Here is an 18313-nt window from a genome sequence, read left to right on the forward strand (position 1 = left end):
GCCGGGCCGCTCAGGCGAAGGCACCGATCCCCACACCCGCAGCGGTGAGGGCCCGGCGAACCGCCGCAGCCATGGCGACGGCTCCGGGTGTGTCCCCGTGGACGCAGATGCTCTCGGCCTCGATGCGGATCCGCGAGCCGTCGACGGCCAGCACCTCGCTCTCCGTCGCCATCCGCAGGACATGCTCGACGACGTCGGTCTCGCTGTGCAGGACGGCGCCGGGTTCACGCCGGGAGACCAGGGCGCCGTCGGGCGTGTAGGCCCGGTCCGCGAACGCCTCGACCACCGTGCGCAGGCCTGCACTGCGGGCCTCCGACTCGATGACCGTGTTCGGCAGCACGAGCACCGGAAGGGTTGCGTCGACCTCCCGGACTGCCTGGACCACCGCCCGGGCCTGCCGCTCGTGCACCGCGATGGTGTTGTACAGAGCACCGTGTGGCTTGACGTACCGCACCGTGGTACCGGCGGCCCGGGCGAGCGCCTGGAGCGCACCGATCTGGTAGACGACGTCGTTCGTCAGTTCGGCGGGCTCGACATCGATGAAACGACGGCCGAAGCCCGCGAGGTCGCGATACGCGGGGTGGGCGCCGACACTGACGCCGGCGGCAGCCGCAGCGGCGCAGGTGGCCCGGATGCCGGTGGGGTCCCCCGCGTGGAAGCCGCAGGCGACGTTGACGCTCGAGACGGACTCGATGATCCGTGCGTCATCACCGAACGTCCAGGCGCCGAAGGACTCGCCGACGTCGCTGTTCAGGTCGATCGTCATGCGTGACCTCCATCTCAGTGTTCCTCCAGCATGCATCAGCCACGTGAATTGTTCAACAATCTCCGTGTCCCCGTCCGCTACTGGTAGGTCACCAGCCAGGGCCGGGGAGCGACGAGCGAGTAGGTCTGCTCGGGGGTCAGCATCGGCCGGTCCTCGTCGTAGAAGTTCTTCCAGGACGGCCACACCCCTTCGGGCATGGCGTCCTGCAGGACCGCCCAGGTCTCCAGCTTCTCCCCCGGCGTCCCGTGCCCGTCTGCGTGCAGGGTGACGGCGAGCTCGCTGCGTGAGGTATCCAGCGTGTCGCGGTCGCTGATCATGTCCAACCGGAACTGGTGCACCATGAACAGTTTCTGTGGGAGGGCCCTGTCCCGCGTCAGGTCCGCCAGCCACCGGGACGAGGCATTGATCTCGCCGGCACCGACGGTCCCGATCTGCTCGAGCGGCCGCTGACCCGGCGCGAGCCGCCACTCCGGATCGAGGGCCAGCCCGACGGACGGGCGCGCCAGCAGCTCCTCGTACCGCGTCACCTGGGAGAGGAAATCGGTGCGGCCCGACTGGAAGTCGAGCACCACGTACACTCCCGCCTTCTCCGCGGCATCCACCCAGGGCACCAGGACCTCGACCGGTGTCTCACCGGAGTAGTCACCGTCGGGCCCGGGCTCGCCACTGGCCACCGTGGCGATCAGATCCAGCGCGGGGATCACCGGCTCGTCGCTGAACGGCTGGTACTGCGCGGCGAGTTCCTTCACGCGATCCATCGTCGCGTCGATGCCCTGCTCACCGAGTGCCCCCAGGTAGGGGCCGCTGGGATGCCCGTACAGGGCCACCATGCGCCGGCCGGGGAACACGGTCTGTCCACCGCCGGGGAGTTCCACGCCCGTGGCCGCGACCTCGACATGGGCTGCGAAACCCGCTGCGTCGCCGAAGTCGGCGCCGATTCCGTAGACGGGCCCGTCCGCGTGCGCGTGCACGGCCGACACGCCCGCCGGCGTCGACCTCGGGTCGCCGTCCGCGAGGATGGTCACGTCCGCCTGTGCCGCCCGCGCCGTGGCGACGGATGCGGCGGGCGAGGCCTCGGTGGCCAGGACGAGCGCGTCCGCATGTCCCTCCGGAGCCGTGATCGCGGGCAGTGTGTCCGTGGTCGCGATCCCCTCCAGTCCGGCTCCGCCCTCCGGTCCGGTCGAGGGAGCCGACGTGCTCCCGCTCGCGGGGTCCTGTGGCGCGTCGACGGTCACGAGCGTCAGCCGGTCCGGATCGAGGGCGCCGATGGCGGCCACCAGATCCGCTGCCGGCACCATCTGCTGGGAAGCCCGGAGACCCAGGCCGGAGGAGAAACCGTCCGCCGTCACCGGACCTGCGAGGAGCTCCCGGTCCGCGCCGAGGCCCGCCCAGTCGGCCGTGGGATCACCGTAGGCGATGATCGTCCGGACGCCGAGGCGGTCCAGCTCCTCGATCACGGGCCCGGGTACCGGCACCTGCGGATCGACGGTCAGGAGGGGCACGCCGAGGCCCACCGCGGCGGTCGCCGCCACGCCGAGCGCAGGTGCCGTCACGTCGCCGGCGGCCGCGACCACCACGGCAACGGGAGACTGCTCGAAGAGGGAGCGGCTCGTCGCGAGGGACGCGCCGGCAGGCGGTCCGGCCAGCACCTCCCTGACGTCCGCGCCGCGATGCGCGAGGACCACGGCCGACTCCGGCTGGGCGGACGGTGCCGCGGTTTCCGCGGCGGACGGGGGCTGTGGCGCGGTGCAGCCTGTCAGGGCGAGCAGCAACCCGACGATCAGGGCGGTACTCCCCCGGATGGATCGACGACGGATGGGTATCGCCTTCTTCCTCGATCGATGATGTGCATCGAGCCTACCGACCGCGCGCAGCGGGACCCGCATCGTGGGACGCCGGGACAAGCCGGGACAAGCCGGAACGGTGCCGGGACGGTGCTCGGATGGTACCGGGACGGCTGCACGCGGCACTCGTCCTCGACGGCGACCAGGCTCTCGCCTGCGGTGTAGATCGCACTCGTGCCGCCATGACCGGCCTTCCGTCACCTCCCGAACAGGGGATTCGCGAGACGCCCGCTGAACTGCAGGCCTCCCGATTGGTCCGAGAGGTCCAGCATCTGCCGCGTGTTCCGCAGCTGCAGGCGGTTCAGGCAGGACAGGGCGAAGTCCTCCGCGAAGAGGTCGTAGCGCGTGAACTGCGCGGCCAGGTCCGGTTGGGAGTCCTGGTACCCGTGCACGACGTCCGCCACCACGTCCCAGAATCCGTCCGCGGCGAGGATGCCGTCCTCCTCCAGGACGGCCCCGAGGAAGCGGAAGTAGCAGTCGAAGACGTCGGTGAAGATCGCGAGCACCCGCTCCTCCTCGGGTACGTCGGCCATCACCCGGGAGGCCTCCTCGGGCACGGCCGTCCGGTCCCCCATGACCACGATCTCCTCGCCGATGTCCTTCATGAGGATGCGTTCGGGGGCGCCGTCGCGCAGCACCAGGATGACGTTCTCACCGTGCGGCATGAAGGCGAGTTCGTAGGCGTAGAGCGAGTGGAGGAGGGGGACGAGGTACGCCCGCAGGTAGCGCGCGAGCCAGTCCCCGGCCGGGAGGCCCGAGCGCTCGATGAGCTGTCCGACGACGGACGTGCCGGCGGAGTCACGGTGCAGGAGGGAGGCCATGGTGGCGAGCTGCTCCGCATCGCCGATCATCGTGAGCGGACTCTCACGCCAGAGGCCTGCAAGCATCTTGCGGTAGGGGGATCCGGGCTCCGTGGCGGACTCGAACAGGGCGCTCCGCACCCCGACGGCAGCCGTCTCCCGGAGAAGCCCGAAGCCCACGGACGCGAACAGCGGATCGGCCCGGATCACGCCGTCGAGCCACGCGTTGATGGCAGGGGTCGCCTGCATGTAGTGAGCTGAGAGCCCTCGGAGGAAGCCCATGTTCGAGATGGACAGGGCTGTCTTCACATAGCAGCGCGTCGGCTCGGAGCGGTTGAAGAACGTCCGGATGGACTGCTGCGCCTGGTAGGTGTCCCGCCCCGGGCCGAGGTGCACCAGCACCCGCCGTGCCACGTCTGCCGCGAAGGTCACGGACAGCCGCTTCTCCCACTGCCACGGATGCACCGGTACCAGGAGGTAGTCCTCCGGGTCGAGGCCCAGCGCACGGAGCCGGCCCTGGAACTCCCCGAACTGGGTGCCGAGCTCCGCCTCCAGCAGCCTGCGGTGGTCGAATCCGTCCACGGCGTCGAACCGCGCAGCATCCCGGTGCGCCGCCACCCAGTGGAGGGCGACGGGCACTGCGGCCTCCGGTGCGTACGTCGCGTAGTCCCCCGAGCCGAAGCCGAGCCGGCCGTTGTTGGCCACGAAGCACGGGTGCCCCTCCGTCATCGCGGCCTCGATCGCCTGGAAGTCGGCTGCCACGTCCGAACCGCCGGTCACGCCGTACGCCAGCTCCCTCGCGCCGTGCCGTTCGGTCGCCGCCTTGTAGCAGGCGCTCGAGAGCGTGCTCGTCAGCTCCTCGAGGTAGACGGGAAGGAGCTCCGCAGGGATGCCGAGCCTGCGGTTGACCGAGCAGACGAAGCGGAGTGCGTCGGGGACCGCGTCCGCCTCCGCCGGACCGTCCGCGATCTCGACCCCGCCCTCGACGCGGATCGAGTCCGGCAGGACGCGCCAGTGGTCGAGGACCCCCAGCCGAGCCTCGAAGACGTAGCGCAGGGCTCCGTCGTCGCTGGTCACCGACCACCAGCCGGCCCCGAGCGGCTCCGGGGCGATGATGCGCTCATGAGCGAACTCGGCGATGGCCTTGGCGGTGACGTGGCGGTTGGCCCGCGCCCAGCGGTCGGGTGTCAGGAACCGGCCGACGGCGGAGTCGGCCGCAGGGTCGGTGTCCGGCCCCGCTCCGGAAAGAGCTGGTCCGGCTCCGGCGATCAGTTGGATGGTCATGGGGTGGCCTCCTGGAAGGTGGGGCGGGCGTCGAAGGCCGCACGGGTGCAGAAGCTGAGGAGCGCCTGCTTGTCGGGAAGGTCGATGGTGGCGGCGGGTTCGAAACCGACCCGCGCGTTGAGGCGATGCACCGGCAGGTTCCGGACGTCGGGTTCGACGACGACCCGCGTGACGGCCGGGTCACCGAACAGGTGCTGCATGATCGCGGTGAGGACCTCGGTGGTGAAGCCGGAGCGGGGCGTCACCACGGGAGCCGTGATGAAGTGCATCCCGCGGTCGCCGGGCCGCACGTCGTAGGCAGAACCCACGGCGTCGTGCGAGGGATCATAGGTCTCCATGAGGAACGCAGGGGAGTCCGGTCCGAGCCCGAGGAACGCCTCGCGGTGCGGTGAGGCGAGCGCGGCGGTGTACTCGCCGACCACGTCGTCGCGCGTACAGTCCTGCATGTCCCAGAAGGACGCGTAGGGCCGGACGAGCTAGGAGTGGATGAGCGGCGCGTCCTCGACCGGGTCCACCGGACGCAGCGTGAAAGCCTCCATCAGTGCGTTCGGGCCTCGGCACGGGCGCCTGACGGCGCGCCGAACCGCTGGAAGGCGATGCGGTTCTCCACGGGGTAGTACTCGTGACCGAGCATCCGCGCGATGATCACGGAATTCCGGTACGCACCCATGCCGAGGTCGGGTGCCGCGAAGCCGTGCGTATGCAGTTCGGCGTTCTGCACCAGGATCTCCCCCGGCTGCCGGCTGATCCCGTACTCGCGGTCGACGTCGTACCGGCCGTCCGGTAGCCGCGCGATGCGGTCCGAGATACCGCGGAGGAACGCCGGTTCGCGGTAGGAGTAGCCGGTGGCCAGCACCACGGCGCCGGTCGACAGGCTGAACCGCCGGTCCTGCTCCTCGTGGTGCAGGCTGAGCTCCAGTCCCCCGCCGGAGCGCTCGACGGCAGTGAGCGCCGTGTTGGTGAGGATCTCGACGTCGGGCGCCCCGGCGACACTCCGCTGGTACAGCAAGTCGTAGATGGCGTTCACCAGGTCGCCGTCGATCCCCTTGTAGAGGTTCTTCTGCTCGGCGCCGAGGCGGTCGCGCTCCGTCGGCGGGAGTCCGTGGAAGTAGTCCACGTACTCCGGTGACGTCATCTCCAGGGTCAGCTTGGTGTACTCGAGGGGGAAGAAGCGTGGGGACCGCGTGATCCACCGTAGGGTGCGCGTCCGGTCGGCGGACAGCAGGTCGTGGAAGACCTCCGCCGCACTCTGGCCGCTGCCCACCACCGTGACGTCGTCGCGCAGCAGCAGTGCGCCCCTCGACGCCAGGTAGCCGGAGGAGTGGATGACGTCGGAGGACGCCTCTGCCACGAGGTCCGCGCAGTGCTCCGGTACGGCGGGCGTGGTCCCCGTCCCGAGGACGAGCCGCCGGGCGTGGTGCACGGTGCTGCCCGCAGCGCTCGTGGCGGTCACGCGGTAGGTGCCGGCGGCGTCGTCGTAGGCGACGTCCTCGACGGACTGCCCGAACCGGACGGCGGGGAGTGACCCCACGACCCAGCGGCAGTAGGCGTCGAACTCGGCGCGCAGCGGGTAGAAATCCTCGCGGATGTAGAAAGGGTAGAGGCGACCGGCCTGCTTGAGGTAGTTGAGGAAGCTGTAGGGCGAGGTGGGGTCCGCCATGGTCACGAGGTCCGCGAGGAACGGCACCTGGAGGTGGGCGGACTCGAGCATCATGCCGGGGTGCCAGCCGAACGCGGGCCGGGCGTCGAGGAAGATCCCGTCCAGCTCCGTGATGGGCGCGGCCAGCGCGGCGAGGCCCAGGTTGAAGGGTCCCACCCCGATCGCGACGAAGTCGTGCACGCGCTCAGCCACGGGGGCCGCCTTCAAGGATCATCGGATCCGCGGCGGAGCGGATGGCCGCGAGGATGGCCCGGACGTCCTCGAGTGTGGTGGCCGGATTGAGGAAGGTGAATTTCAGGTAGGACCTGCCGTGCAGTGTGGTGCCCGCGATGACAGCGTCCCCGGCCGCGAACAGCGACTTCCGGATCCGGGCGTTCAGCCGGTCCACCCGGGTGTCGTCGTCCCATCCCGTCGGAAGCAGCCGGAACACCACGGTACTCAGCTGGACCGGGGCGGCGAGCTCGAAGGATGGATCTTGGCGCAGTTCCTCGGCCGTGGCACGTGCCAGGTCGATGACGTCGTCGAGCATGTCCCCGATGCCGTCCGCACCGATGGTGCGCAGGGTCAGCCACAGCTTCAGGGCGTCGAAGCGCCGCGTCGTCTGCAGGCTCTTGTCCACCTGGTTAGGATTCTCCCCGCCCTCCGGGTTGAGGTAGTCCGCGTGCAGGGTCACATGCCGCAGCATCGTGGCGTCCCGGACGATCACGGCGCTCGAGCTGACGGGTTGGAAGAAGGTCTTGTGATAGTCGACGGTCACGGAATCGGCGTGCTCGATGCCGTCCAGCAGGGCGCGGTGGCGGTGCGAGACCAGCAGGCCACCCCCGTAGGCGGCGTCGACGTGCAGCCACGCACCGTACCGGTGGCAGAGCGCCGCGATGCCTGCCAGCGGATCGACGCTCCCGTAGTCCGTGGTGCCGGCCGTCGCGACGACGGCCATGGGGACGAGCCCGGCGTCGGCGTGTGCGGCCAGTGCCGCCTCGAGTGCGTCGATTCGCATCCTGCGGTGCGGATCGGCCGGGACCTGCACGACGGCGTCTGCCCCGAGCCCCAGGAGGCCGGCCGACTTCTCGACCGTGAAGTGCGCCGACGTGGAGGCGAAGATCCGCAGGGGCGCGAGCTTCTCCGGGAGCGACGCCAGCCCCACGAGCCCCTTCGCCTCGACGGCGTTGTTCCGCGCCATGAGCAGGCCCTGCAGGTTGGAGAGGCTGCCACCGCTCGTGAACACGCCGTCCGCCCCGGCGCCGAAACCGATCCGAGCGGCGGTCCAGCGCACCAGACGCTGTTCGATCAGGGTGGCACCAGCGCTCTGGTCCCAGGTGTCCAGGGAGGAGTTGACGGCGCTCAGCACGGCCTCGGCCACGACGGCGGGAATCGCCACGGGGCAGTTGAGGTGCGCTGCGTATCGCGGCGAGTGGAAGTACACCGCGTCACGGAGGTACAGCTCCCGCACCTCCTGCAGGGCATCCGGCATGCTGTCGAGTGGTGCGTCCAGGTCGATGGACTCGACCAGGGGGCGCAGATCGGCGGGAACGACGCCGGAGAAGGGCCGGTCCGCGGCGGCGATGGCCTCCGTGACGGCGTCGACGGCCTGCCTCATCTGCTGCCGGTATGCCGGGAGTGACGCATCGCTGAGCAGGTGGTGGGTAGTGGTCGACCGCCGGACGGCGCAGTCGGGCGGGATGATGGTGGGGGCGCGCATGAGGCCTCTCTCCGGAGCGGAGGAGGATCCATCCGCTGCTGTTAGGTATGGCTAACCTAACAAGAGCGAAGTCGCGGAGGTGAGGCCCGGAGGCAGAATGTGATGCGCATCATCTCCGCACCGGCGGCTGCACGGTCAGGGCTCCGAGCGGAAGCCCGTCAGCTTGTGCGACCCGTCGCAGTAGGGTTTCAGCACCGAGGCTCCGCACCGGCAGAGGGCGACCGTCCGCCGCGTGCGGGGCAGCTCCTGGCCGTCCGCCCCCACCAGCTCGAAGTCCCCCCGGATCAGGAGCGGCCCATCGGGGCAGGCGACCACGGAGACCGGCGACGCTGCGCCGGAGTTCAGCGAGCGTTCGGGGCCCTCGGCCCCGCTCGGCCCATCGGGTCCGGGAACCGCCTCCGCACTCACGAGGCCATCGCCTCCGAGCGGCGCAGCGAGGAGCCACCGCTCTCCCAGGCGTCCATGATGTGCCTCGTCATCAGCGTGTCGACGGCCAGCCCGGCAGCCGCGCCGAACAGCACGTCTGGCAGGAGGCGGGGGTCTTCCTCGACCAGGCCGCCTGCCATGTCCCGGCCCGCGATCTGCTCGTGGACGGCGTCGGCCTCGACGTGCTCGTCGAAGTATTCGGTGGCGTTCTCGCCATAGCCGTGCCGTTTGAAACCCCGCGAGTACAGACGATTGGGCTGGGACGACGTCATCTCGTAGGCGGCGAGGTGCCCCACGATCGCACCCCTCAGGCGCCGATTGAGTCCGAACAGGGACATGAGGTTGTTCGAGGCCAGCGTGATGGCCGGTGTCACGTCGAGGTAGGCCCCGTAGGTGTCGTCCATGCCGAGCTCCCGCATGGTCCGCGCGAACAGCGCCGAGTGCATCCGTGCGGGCAACCCGTTGCCGTACTCGTCCGCCTGGATCTCGACCAGCGCGGCCTTCGATCGGCCGGTCAGGCGCGGGATCGCGAAGGTGTGGGGGTCGGCCTCCTTGAGCTGGTAGACCGCCTTGTGCACGAGGAACTCGCGCAACTGGTCGTTCGACGCCGACTTGGAGACGAAGCGGGACATACTGGGTCCGGAATCGTCACCGGTCAACCGGAAGAGCTCGGCGCACACGGCTTCGCTGGTGGTACCCGGCAGGTCACCGAGGTCCACCTCGTCCCGGACCCGGGCCTCGAAAGCGGCCTCGATGCACTGACGCACTCGGAGGAGGTCGGGATTCCACTCCCAGTCGTCGCCGGCCCCGTCGATCCCGCTGTAGTGCAGCTCGTACAGGCAGAACAGCGCGAGCTGCAGATCGTCGTCGTGCAGGATGTCCGGCGTCCCGGCGACCGCTGCTCGGGTGACGGCGCCGAGCCGGGCGAGACCATCCTGTGCGGACTCGACCGTCGCGGCGATGGTGGCGAGGACGAGGGCACTCACGTCCCCTCGGGCTGAGGGCTGCTTCATCAAGGACCTCTTCTCTCGACGACGCCCCGCTGAGCCGGTGCGCCGACACTAAGCGTACTTCGCTTCTCCTTCGGTGGGACGACTGTCTTTCGGGTCCACCGATCCACCGACCCGGAGGAAGGACGCGTGCCGCCGGTCACCGGGACGCGACGACGCCGGGCCGGTGTCCCCCGAGGAGAACGCCGACCCGGCGTCGTCGTGCCGGGATCCTGCTAGCGACGCACCACGCCCCGGAGACCGATCAGGCCCGGCGCGGAGTGGTGGTGCGGGCGCCGCGGCCGAGCGCCAGGGCGAGGCCGATCATGCCGACCGCGAGGAGGAAGTGCAGCCAGTTGTCCGCCGAGTTCAGCGGGACGAAGTTCGCGGCCGACTCCTGGCCGATGACCAGCCCGTAGATCCACAGGATCGCGTAGATGATCCCGCCACCGAGCAGGTAGGACCGTGCACCGGAGACCGTCCTGGCCATGGCGAGGCCTGCCACACCGAACAGCAGGTGCACGATGTTGTGGAGGATCGAGACCTGGAAGATCCCGAGGAGCATGGCCTCCGACTGGTGGCCGGCGAACATCATGGTGCCGTAGTCGGACGTGATGCCCGGGATGAATCCCAGGATGCCGACGAGCAGGAAGACGACGCCTACCGCCTGCGCGGCGCGTTGCAGGGTGGTTCGCCCACCCTCCACCGTGCGGTTGTTCGTGTTTGTCATGAGAATCTCCTTCTGGTCGATGAACTCGGCGGGCGGGCCCAGCGCCTACTCGCGGTTCAGTTTGTCCTGCACTGTTCCCGCCATCTTCTCGACGGTGTTCGGGATCTCGGTGGTCCCGTAGAACCGGGAGTCCGGGTGGGTGGCCGGCGGCATGGGAGCGCTGGTCGTGGGGCCGTCGTGGTAGGTGAATTCGCCCTTGCCATCGGGCGAGGGGCCGGACGCCCAGCTGCCCTCCGAGGCCGCCTTGCCGTCCGAGAAGTTGAGGTACTGGTAGGACACCTCGCGCGCTTCCTTCTTGAGGGGGAAGTTGCTCGGCACGGGGAGTTCCTCCAGCTTGGACTCCTGCAGCTCACGCGCGGCTGCGGTCCACTGGTTCTGGTGCATGGTGTCGCGGGCCAGCAGGAAGGACAGCATGTCCCGGATCCCGTGATCGTCGGTCATGTGGTAGAGCCGGGCGACCTGGAGGCGGCCCTGCATCTCGGCATTGGCGTTGGCCGTGAAATCGGCCAGCAGATTGCCGCTGGCCGTGATGTAGCTGCCCTGCCAGGGGTTGCCGTTGCTGTCGGCCGCACGGGCGCCTGCCCCGGCGACGATGGCCTGCTGCATGTCGGTGCCACCGATGACCGCGGCCACCGCCGGATCTGCCTGGATGGAGTCCTCGGTGATACCCAGGGGAGCCTTCTCGAGCAGTTGCGCGATCATGGTCGCGAGCATCTCGACGTGGCCCATCTCCTCTGCACCGATCCCGAAGAGCAGGTCTCGGTACTTGCCCGGGATGTGGGCATTCCAGGCCTGGAAGCTGTACTGGAGGGCCACGGTGATCTCGCCGTACTGGCCGCCGAGCACCTCCTGGAGCTTCCGGGCATAGATGGCGTCCGGCTTGTCGGGCGTCGCCTTGTACTGAAGTTCTTGCTTGTGGAAAAACACGGGTGTATACCTCCCCACCTCGGGGCCTCCCCAGGGGTTCCGCTCCTTCTGGAAGCGGCCGCAGGAGGTCCTCTTGATTCGACGCTAACGGCGACCATAAGATTTTCGGAAGATGCTAAGGCTACTTATTTTGAGGTTGCGGGAAGTGGAGAAAGGGCTTGCAATCACAAACGTAAGCATGCTTAGCTTCAGTGATACGTCCAGCACGAGATGCCGGGCCAGCACATCGAGAACACGGTGGAGCGTCCGCTTCAAACGGCAATATCAACGTTAGGAATGACCATGACTACGCAGAATTGGCCGCAGGATCCCCTGGTTCCCTCCACGACCGGCAACGAGTCGTCCACCTCCGACCTCGGAGCGCACGAGCTCGGCACCACCGGCCAGACCGACGGCAAGGCCTCTGCCGCCAAGGACCAGGCCAAGCAGGTAGGCCAGGACGGCAAGGAAGCAGCGAAGAACGTCGCCGGAACGGCCACGTCCGAGGCGAAGAACGTCGCCGGGACCGCCGCATCCGAGGCCAAGAGCGTTGCTGCGGAGGCAGGCACCCAGGCCAAGAACCTCCTGGGCACGGTGACCTCCGAGGTCAAGAGCCAGGCAGGCTCGCAGCAGCAGAAGATCACCGAAGGGATCCGTGGGATCTCCGACGAGCTGAAGTCGATGGCCGACAAGTCGGACAACCACATGGTGTCCAACCTCGTCCAGCAGGCCTCGCAGCGAACGGACTCTGTTGCCGGCTGGCTCGAAGGCCGCGACGCGTCAGAAATCCTCGAGGACGTCAAGAGCTTCGCGCGCCGGAAGCCCGGAGCGTTCCTGGCCATCGCCGCAGGCACCGGGCTCGTCGTGGGGCGCCTGACCCGCGGCCTGACCGGCAATCCCGGCTCCGCCAACGGCAGCGCCACCGGGGGGCAGGGTTCCGCGCCTACGCGCACCGCGGGGACCGGCGGCACCACGACCGCCGGTTACACCGGGTACACCGAGACGGACTCCGACCTCTACAGCGGCACGCCCGCCACGGGCGGCTTCGACGACACGACCCGCGGGCAGCACGTCGCCGGATCCAACCCGGCCTTCGTCGATCCCACCGACGACTACCCCACCATCCCGCCGGGCACGCCCCCGGTCGGCACCCGCGCGAATGACGGGGGCCTGCGCTGATGAGTGAGGCATACACCGGCGGCGCGCATCAGGCGGCCGCACCCCTGCCGACGGAGGCCGAGCAGCGCTCAGCCAATGCGTCCGTCGGCGAGCTCCTCGGGGAGGTGACCAAGGACCTCTCCAAGCTCATGCGCCAGGAAGTGGCCCTGGCGAAGGCCGAAGCGACCGAGTCGGCCAAGAACGCCGGGAAGGGAGCCGGCATGTTCGCCGGCGCCGCCCTCGGCGGGCACTTCGTCCTCCTGTTCCTCTCCATCGCCCTGATGTGGGGCCTCGGGGCCCTCATGCCCCTGGGATGGGCCGCCGTGATCGTGGCCGTCCTCTGGGGGATCATCGCCGCAGTCCTCGCCGTCATGGGCAAGAAGGAAATGAAGAAGGTCAAGGGCCTCCCGCAGACCGCGGAGACCGTCAAAGAGATTCCGCCGACACTGAAACCAGGTGAGCAGACACGATGAGCCAGACACCAGATGAGATCCGCGCCGACATCGAACGCACGCGTCAGGAACTCGGCACCGACGTCGACGCCGTAGCCGACAAGGTGAACCCCGCGAATATCGCGCACCGCCAGACCGAGAAGGTCAAGCACAGCTTCAGCAATGTGAAGGAGACCGTCATGGGCAAGGCCGAGGACGTCAAGGATTCAGTGCTCGGCAAGGCCGATGACGTGAAGGGCGCGGTCGCCGACAAGGCCGGACACGCCAAGGACCGGGCAGGGGATGGCATGGGCCATGCGCAGTCGGCCACCGGTACCGCGAAGGACAAGCTGCACAGCGCGGGCCAGGCCGCCCAGGGCGCCCCGCACCAGCTGAGCAACAAGGCTGCCGGCAACCCGCTCGCCGCCGGACTGATCGCTTTCGGTGCAGGCCTCCTTGTGGCGAGCCTCATCCCTGCCAGCCAGAAGGAGCAGCAGGCCGCCTCGCAGCTCAAGGAGCAGGCTGCCCCTCTCAAGGAGAAGGTCACCGACGCCGCCAAGCAGGTCGTCTCCGAGGTCAGGGAGCCCGTCCAGGACGCCGTGCAGTCCGTCAAGGAGTCTGCAGCGGATTCGGTGCAGACCGTGAAGGACGAGGGACAGCACGCGGTCGGAGAGGTCAAGGGCGAGGGCCAGCAGGCTGCCAGTGACGTCAAGGGCAGCGCGCAGGACGCGAAGTCGAACGTCCAGCAGCACTGATCCCACGATGAACAGTGAAGGAGGCCACAGGATACATCCGGTGGCCTCCTTCGTGTCCGCTCCCCTCGTTACCCTCCATCGTCGAACGACGCCCGACACCCGATGGTCGACGACGCCCGGTGATCGACGCTCGGGATCGTCGTCCAGATCCGGCCCCACGGACCGCACAAAGGGCGACTCAGCCCAGCAGGTCCACGGCGGTCGCGAGGCCCACGATCGGCTGGCGGTATTCGACGGACAGTATTTCCAGCATGGCTTCCGCGTATCGCTCATTCGTGCTGCCGATGGCGTCGGCCACGTACGTGACGCGGAAGTCGGCAGCGAAGGCGTCCGCCCCCGTATGCGCTACGCAGTTGTGCGTCGAGACGCCCGCGAGCACGAGGTCCTGCACCCCGAGAAGCCGTAGGCGCTCTGCGAGATCGGTGCCGAAGAAAGCGCTGTCGCGGGTCTTGGTGACCGATTCCAGCCCCTCCACGTGCAGCCCCTCCACCGGCTCGGCCTGCGCGGTCCCGCGGAAGATGAAGCCCTGCTCATCATCGAGCATCGACAACGTCCAGGTCGAGCGGTCCGTCTCGTGCTCCGTGCGCGCCACGAGGACGATCGAACCGCCACGGTCGGCGGCGGCGATGAGCTCGTTGCACGCGGCCACTAGGGAGGAACGCGAGCGCTCGAGGACCTCGTCCTCGAAGAACGCGTTCTGCATGTCGATGATCAGCAGTGCCGCGCGGCCTGGCATGGCATCCAACGCTCGTTCACCGCGCGGCATCCGGCTCCTTCCGTTCGCCACCGGGCGAGGGCGCGACAGCAGCCGCTGCACCGGCCAACGACTCCTCGGGCAGCAGGGACGGACGCCCTGCTGCGGCCAGGTCAGGAAGCGGATAGCCCGCGATGTACGTCACTCCCGCCGGCGGCGCTACCGGGAGCGTCGGCTGCTCCGCGAGGCGGCGAACGTCCACCTCGGAGAGCCCGGCGGCTTCGGCGAGCTCGTGGTGGGTCAGGCCGGTGGCGAGGGCCTGACGGATCGCGTCGCCGCAGACGAGGGCCAGGGCGTCCCGTGTGAATTCAGCGTTCTCGAGGTCTGCCGCGGCGATCATGACGTTGTGGATGGCAGCGGGGCGTGCAGCGTGCATGGGAACCCTTCCGGGGCTCGAAGACCCTGGCATGCAGCAGGCGACCGGTCGGGAACCCGTCGGGCGACGCCAAACAATTCCCCGCCGCTCGCGGAGGATCGTCTTTGGCGACGCGGACGCCTGCGGGCGCCGGGTCGGAGGATGTCAGGCCGGTGGCGGGACCTTACGGCCATCATACGGACAGGGGGCAGCTCGAGGCGGCATTGCCGGGACCTCAGGCACCCTGCCCGTCGAGGCGATTCCGGGAAAAACGCTAAGCAGGCTTCCCATCGGGTACTAAGAGTGCTTACTCTAGAGGCCGGTGGTTAGCCATGGACTCCGGTCCAGGCGAAGCCGAATCCCGAACCAGTGAGATGACTCAGAAGGAGAAGGACATGATTACTCAGGACCACATCGATACCCTGCTCGGCAACGGCGGCAACGTACTCGGATCCGATGGAGAGAAGATCGGTTCGATCGGTCAGGTCTACCTCGACGATCAGACCGGCGAGCCCAGCTGGGTCACGGCGAAGACGGGCCTCTTCGGGACGTCGGAGTCCTTCGTCCCCCTTCAGGGTGCGGATGTCGAGGGCCACGACGTACGCGTCCCCTACTCCAAGCACCAGGTGAAGGACGCCCCCCGCGTGGAGTCCGACGGCAACCTCAGCCCCGAGGAGGAGGACCGCCTCTACCGCCACTACGAGATCGGCGGCGGAACGAGCGGCTACACCGACACGACGACCACCACCGGTACAACCACCGGCACCACGGGTCACAGCGACCGCGATGTCGACATCGACACCACCTCGGGCCGCACGTCGGGCCTCACCGATACGGACACCTCACGCGACAGCGGCTTCGGCACGTCGGACCGCGACTCGGGCAACACGCACGGCACGGTCGGTCACGACACCTCCGGCCCCACGACCGATGAGGCGATGACGCGCTCAGAGGAGCAGCTGCACGTCGGGACCGAGCGGCGTGAAACCGGTCGCGCTCGTCTGCGCAAGTACGTCGTGACCGAGAACGTCACGCAGACCGTTCCGGTCAGCCGCGAGGAGGTCCGGGTGGAGCGCGAGCCCATCACGGACGCCAACCGTGGCGACGCCTACGACGGCCCCGCCATCAGCGAGGAGGAGCACGAAGTGACCCTCCACGCCGAGCGTCCGGTCGTGGAGAAGGAAGCCGTTCCCGTGGAGCGCGTGCGCCTCGACAAGGAGACGGTCACGTCCAACGAGACGGTCAGCGGCGAGGTCCGGAAGGAAGAGATCGAGGTCGACGGCGCGGATGACACCCGTCGCGGCGACAACCGATAAACAGGATCGCTGATTGAGCAGAGGGCCCGGGGCCATGCCCCGGGCCCTCTGCTCGTTCGGGGTGACCAGCCGTATCGCCCTTGGCGGTCAGGCGATTTCTGCCCGCTGTGCAGAAATGATGCTAAGCCTGCTGTCTATTTCGGGCTAAGTTGTCTAGAGTAAGTAGTAGGGAACAGCGAATCCACCGCGTAGGACCGAGGGGAAGGACACGCTATCGTGCCGGAGTTGAACGATTGGTCGACCAGCCGCCTGCTAACGACCGCGGCCCGCATCGTCGAGCACTCATGGAACGAGAAGCTCCTGAGCATCGGGATCACCCACGCCGGGTTGACGACCCTGGGCGTCCTCGAGCGCGAAGGGACCCTCACCGGTGTGCGCCTCGCCCAGCTGGTGCACGTGCAGGCGCAGACCGTCGGCCGCACCCTCGACCGCCTCGAGAAGCGGGGACTCGTGACGAGACTCCGGAACACCGCAGACCGCCGCAGTCAGCGCATCACCATCACATCAGCCGGCCAGAAGGCCCTCGAGCGCGCCAAGAACATCGAGCACGAACTGATGGCCGAGGACGGCCTGGCATCACAGGATCTGCGTGATCGGCTGGCAACCGTCATCAACGAACTCGGGCCGAAGAAGGACTAGTAGCCGCCGCCGTCCGCCGCCATGTTGTTGAAGCGCGAATAGTGGCCCTGAAAGCCTACGACAAGGGTCTTCGTCGGACCGTTACGGTGCTTGGCCACGATCACATCAGCCTCTCCCGCCCGTGCGGACTCCTTGTCGTAGACGTCGTCCCGGTGCAGGAGGATGACCATGTCCGCGTCCTGCTCGATCGACCCCGATTCGCGGAGGTCGGAGACCTGGGGCCTCTTGTCCGTCCGCTGCTCCGATCCACGGTTCAGCTGTGACAGCGCAACCACCGGGACGTTGAGCTCCTTGGCCAGCAGCTTCAGCGCCCGCGAGAACTCCGACACCTCCTGCTGGCGGGATTCGACGCGCTTGCCGGAGGACATGAGCTGCAGGTAGTCGAGGACCACGAGCTTCAGGTCATGGCGCTGCTTCAGGCGCCGGCACTTGGCCCGGATCTCCATCAGCGACATGTTCGGGCTGTCGTCGATGAAGAGGGGTGCATCGTTCATGCGGCCCATCGTCGTCGCGATCTTGCCCCACTGCTCGTCCTTGATCGTCCCTTTACGCAGGTCCTGCAGGCCGATCGTCGCCTCGGCGGACAGCAGTCGCATGGCGATCTCGTTGCGCCCCATCTCGAGCGAGAAGAAGACCGTTGTCATGTTGTGCTTGATCGCCGCCGACCGCGCCCAGTCCAGCGCGAAGGTCGACTTGCCCATGGCCGGGCGCGCGGCAACGACGATCATCTGTCCGCCGTGGAGGCCCTGCGTGAGCTCGTCGAGCTCGTAGAAGCCGGTCGGGACGCCAGTCATCCCCTCGCCCTTGTGTCCCGCGGACTCGATCTCGTCCACGGTCCCCTCGATGATGTCCTTCAGCGCGACGTAGTCCTCGGCCGTCCGCCGCTCGGCCACTGCGTACACCTCCGCCTGCGCGGCGTTCACCAGGTCGTCCACCTCGCCGTCGTTGGAGTAGCCGAGCTGCACGATCTTCGTACCGGCATCCACCAGGCGGCGCAGGACCGCCCTCTCGCGCACGATCTCGGCGTAGAACCCGGCATTCGCGGCTGTCGGGACGGACTGGATCAGCGTGTGCAGGTAGGCAGGACCACCGATGCGGGAGATCTCGCCCCGTTTGGTGAGCTCATCCGACACGGTGACGGCGTCGGCCGGCTCACCCCGTCCGTAGAGGTCGATGATCGCCTCATAGATGCTCTCGTGGGCCGGGCGGTAGAAATCGATGCCACGGAGCACTTCCACGCAGTCCGCGATGGCGTCCTTCGACAACATCATGCCGCCGAGGACGGACTGCTCGGCGACGAGGTCCTGGGGCGGGGTGCGGGAGAATTCCGGTGACCGTGTGTCCGATGATGAGTCTGCATGTGCCAGGGACACTGAAGGGCCTTTCTCCTACTGTCGAAGCGGCCGACGTCGGGACGTCGACCGGACACCCGGGCCGGGTCCGACAGGACATACCTATCACCCGACACCCTCACTAGTGGGAATCTCCCGCTACCGTAGCCCTCGCCTCGCGAGGCACAAAGCGCTCCACCAACAGGGGGTGTGGGTAAGTGTGAATAACCTGTGGATTACGCGGCGTGTCTTGTGCACAGGATGGGGAGAACCCTGTGGACAAAGAACATAATTCCGGCGGGACAGCCATTTGACCTGCGGAAACGTTGTCCCCGCCCTGTGTACGAAAAGTATTTTCTGCCCGCGTTCATCCACAGGCCCGCTGTTGACAACACCACCGAAAGTACTTCGCTAGGCCCCCTAGCGGTCCCGGCGATGCGTCCCGTACTGCATTGCCGAAGCGTGATGCA

The 18313-nt window shown here is 68.2% G+C and carries 18 protein-coding genes; 5 read left to right on the forward strand and 13 right to left on the reverse strand.

The window, feature by feature from the left end:
- Window positions 1-10 precede the first annotated feature (10 nt).
- The 10 genes from FNH21_RS07350 to FNH21_RS07395 all read right to left on the reverse strand — a co-directional run bounded on the left by FNH21_RS07350 (window position 11) and on the right by FNH21_RS07395 (window position 11125).
- Window positions 11-766: a LamB/YcsF family protein gene (locus tag FNH21_RS07350; RefSeq protein WP_152813448.1), complete on the reverse strand. Its 756-nt coding sequence runs from the start codon at window positions 764-766 to the stop codon at window positions 11-13.
- A gap of 77 nt (window positions 767-843) precedes the next feature.
- Complete coding sequence (locus FNH21_RS07355; protein WP_152813450.1) at window positions 844-2652, reverse strand: hypothetical protein; 1809 nt, start codon at window positions 2650-2652, stop codon at window positions 844-846.
- A gap of 155 nt (window positions 2653-2807) precedes the next feature.
- The gene (locus tag FNH21_RS07360) at window positions 2808-4694 is read right to left on the reverse strand and encodes an IucA/IucC family protein (RefSeq protein ID WP_152813452.1); all 1887 of its coding nucleotides are present in this window, start codon (window positions 4692-4694) and stop codon (window positions 2808-2810) included.
- Window positions 4691-5140: a GNAT family N-acetyltransferase gene (locus FNH21_RS07365; RefSeq protein WP_241742754.1), complete on the reverse strand. Its 450-nt coding sequence runs from the start codon at window positions 5138-5140 to the stop codon at window positions 4691-4693. Before FNH21_RS07365 ends, FNH21_RS07360 begins: the two co-directional genes overlap by 4 nt.
- A 92-nt stretch (window positions 5141-5232) precedes the next feature.
- Window positions 5233-6546, reverse strand: coding sequence for a SidA/IucD/PvdA family monooxygenase (locus FNH21_RS07370; RefSeq protein ID WP_191931691.1), 1314 nt, complete (start codon window positions 6544-6546; stop codon window positions 5233-5235).
- Window positions 6539-8053: a pyridoxal phosphate-dependent decarboxylase family protein gene (locus FNH21_RS07375; protein WP_152813456.1), complete on the reverse strand. Its 1515-nt coding sequence runs from the start codon at window positions 8051-8053 to the stop codon at window positions 6539-6541. Before FNH21_RS07375 ends, FNH21_RS07370 begins: the two co-directional genes overlap by 8 nt.
- Before the next feature lie 135 nt (window positions 8054-8188).
- Window positions 8189-8461 carry a CDGSH iron-sulfur domain-containing protein gene (locus FNH21_RS07380; RefSeq protein ID WP_422108749.1) on the reverse strand — a complete coding sequence of 91 codons (273 nt, stop codon included), beginning with the start codon at window positions 8459-8461 and terminating at the stop codon, window positions 8189-8191.
- On the reverse strand, window positions 8458-9492 hold the full coding sequence (locus FNH21_RS07385; RefSeq protein ID WP_152813458.1) for an iron-containing redox enzyme family protein: 1035 nt from the start codon (window positions 9490-9492) through the stop codon (window positions 8458-8460). The genes FNH21_RS07380 and FNH21_RS07385 overlap by 4 nt, the downstream gene beginning before the upstream one ends.
- A gap of 241 nt (window positions 9493-9733) precedes the next feature.
- The gene (locus FNH21_RS07390) at window positions 9734-10198 is read right to left on the reverse strand and encodes a DUF4383 domain-containing protein (RefSeq protein WP_152813460.1); all 465 of its coding nucleotides are present in this window, start codon (window positions 10196-10198) and stop codon (window positions 9734-9736) included.
- A 45-nt stretch (window positions 10199-10243) separates the two neighbouring features.
- A complete protein-coding gene (locus FNH21_RS07395) occupies window positions 10244-11125 on the reverse strand; it encodes a manganese catalase (protein ID WP_191931692.1) in 882 nt (293 codons plus the stop codon).
- A gap of 282 nt (window positions 11126-11407) precedes the next feature.
- On the opposite strand from FNH21_RS07395, the gene FNH21_RS07400 reads away from it, so the two are divergent.
- From FNH21_RS07400 to FNH21_RS07410, 3 genes are read left to right on the forward strand one after another with little or no spacing between them, the layout of a single operon-like run.
- The gene (locus tag FNH21_RS07400) at window positions 11408-12283 is read left to right on the forward strand and encodes a hypothetical protein (RefSeq protein ID WP_152813462.1); all 876 of its coding nucleotides are present in this window, start codon (window positions 11408-11410) and stop codon (window positions 12281-12283) included.
- Window positions 12283-12735 carry a phage holin family protein gene (locus FNH21_RS07405; RefSeq protein ID WP_152813464.1) on the forward strand — a complete coding sequence of 151 codons (453 nt, stop codon included), beginning with the start codon at window positions 12283-12285 and terminating at the stop codon, window positions 12733-12735. The genes FNH21_RS07400 and FNH21_RS07405 overlap by 1 nt, the downstream gene beginning before the upstream one ends.
- Window positions 12732-13448, forward strand: a complete 717-nt coding sequence (locus FNH21_RS07410) for a DUF3618 domain-containing protein (protein ID WP_152813466.1) — start codon at window positions 12732-12734, stop codon at window positions 13446-13448. Before FNH21_RS07405 ends, FNH21_RS07410 begins: the two co-directional genes overlap by 4 nt.
- Window positions 13449-13626: 178 nt before the next feature.
- Here FNH21_RS07410 and FNH21_RS07415 read toward each other — a convergent pair whose 3' ends face one another.
- Together FNH21_RS07415 and FNH21_RS07420 are read right to left on the reverse strand one after the other, a co-directional pair.
- Window positions 13627-14214: a cysteine hydrolase family protein gene (locus FNH21_RS07415; protein ID WP_241742755.1), complete on the reverse strand. Its 588-nt coding sequence runs from the start codon at window positions 14212-14214 to the stop codon at window positions 13627-13629.
- Complete coding sequence (locus tag FNH21_RS07420; protein WP_152813468.1) at window positions 14201-14578, reverse strand: hypothetical protein; 378 nt, start codon at window positions 14576-14578, stop codon at window positions 14201-14203. The genes FNH21_RS07415 and FNH21_RS07420 overlap by 14 nt, the downstream gene beginning before the upstream one ends.
- Before the next feature lie 374 nt (window positions 14579-14952).
- Between FNH21_RS07420 and FNH21_RS07425 the strand changes: the two genes are divergently transcribed.
- Window positions 14953-15873, forward strand: a complete 921-nt coding sequence (locus FNH21_RS07425) for a DUF2382 domain-containing protein (RefSeq protein WP_152813470.1) — start codon at window positions 14953-14955, stop codon at window positions 15871-15873.
- 216 nt (window positions 15874-16089) lie between these two features.
- The gene (locus FNH21_RS07430; protein ID WP_152813471.1) at window positions 16090-16512 is read left to right on the forward strand and encodes a MarR family winged helix-turn-helix transcriptional regulator; all 423 of its coding nucleotides are present in this window, start codon (window positions 16090-16092) and stop codon (window positions 16510-16512) included.
- On the opposite strand, the gene dnaB is transcribed toward FNH21_RS07430, so the two are convergent.
- A complete protein-coding gene (gene dnaB, locus FNH21_RS07435) occupies window positions 16509-17885 on the reverse strand; it encodes a replicative DNA helicase (RefSeq protein ID WP_055766349.1) in 1377 nt (458 codons plus the stop codon). The genes FNH21_RS07430 and dnaB overlap by 4 nt on opposite strands.
- Window positions 17886-18313: the final 428 nt, after the last annotated feature.

This window comes from Arthrobacter bussei (genome assembly GCF_009377195.2).
Taxonomy (GTDB): domain Bacteria; phylum Actinomycetota; class Actinomycetes; order Actinomycetales; family Micrococcaceae; genus Arthrobacter_D; species Arthrobacter_D bussei.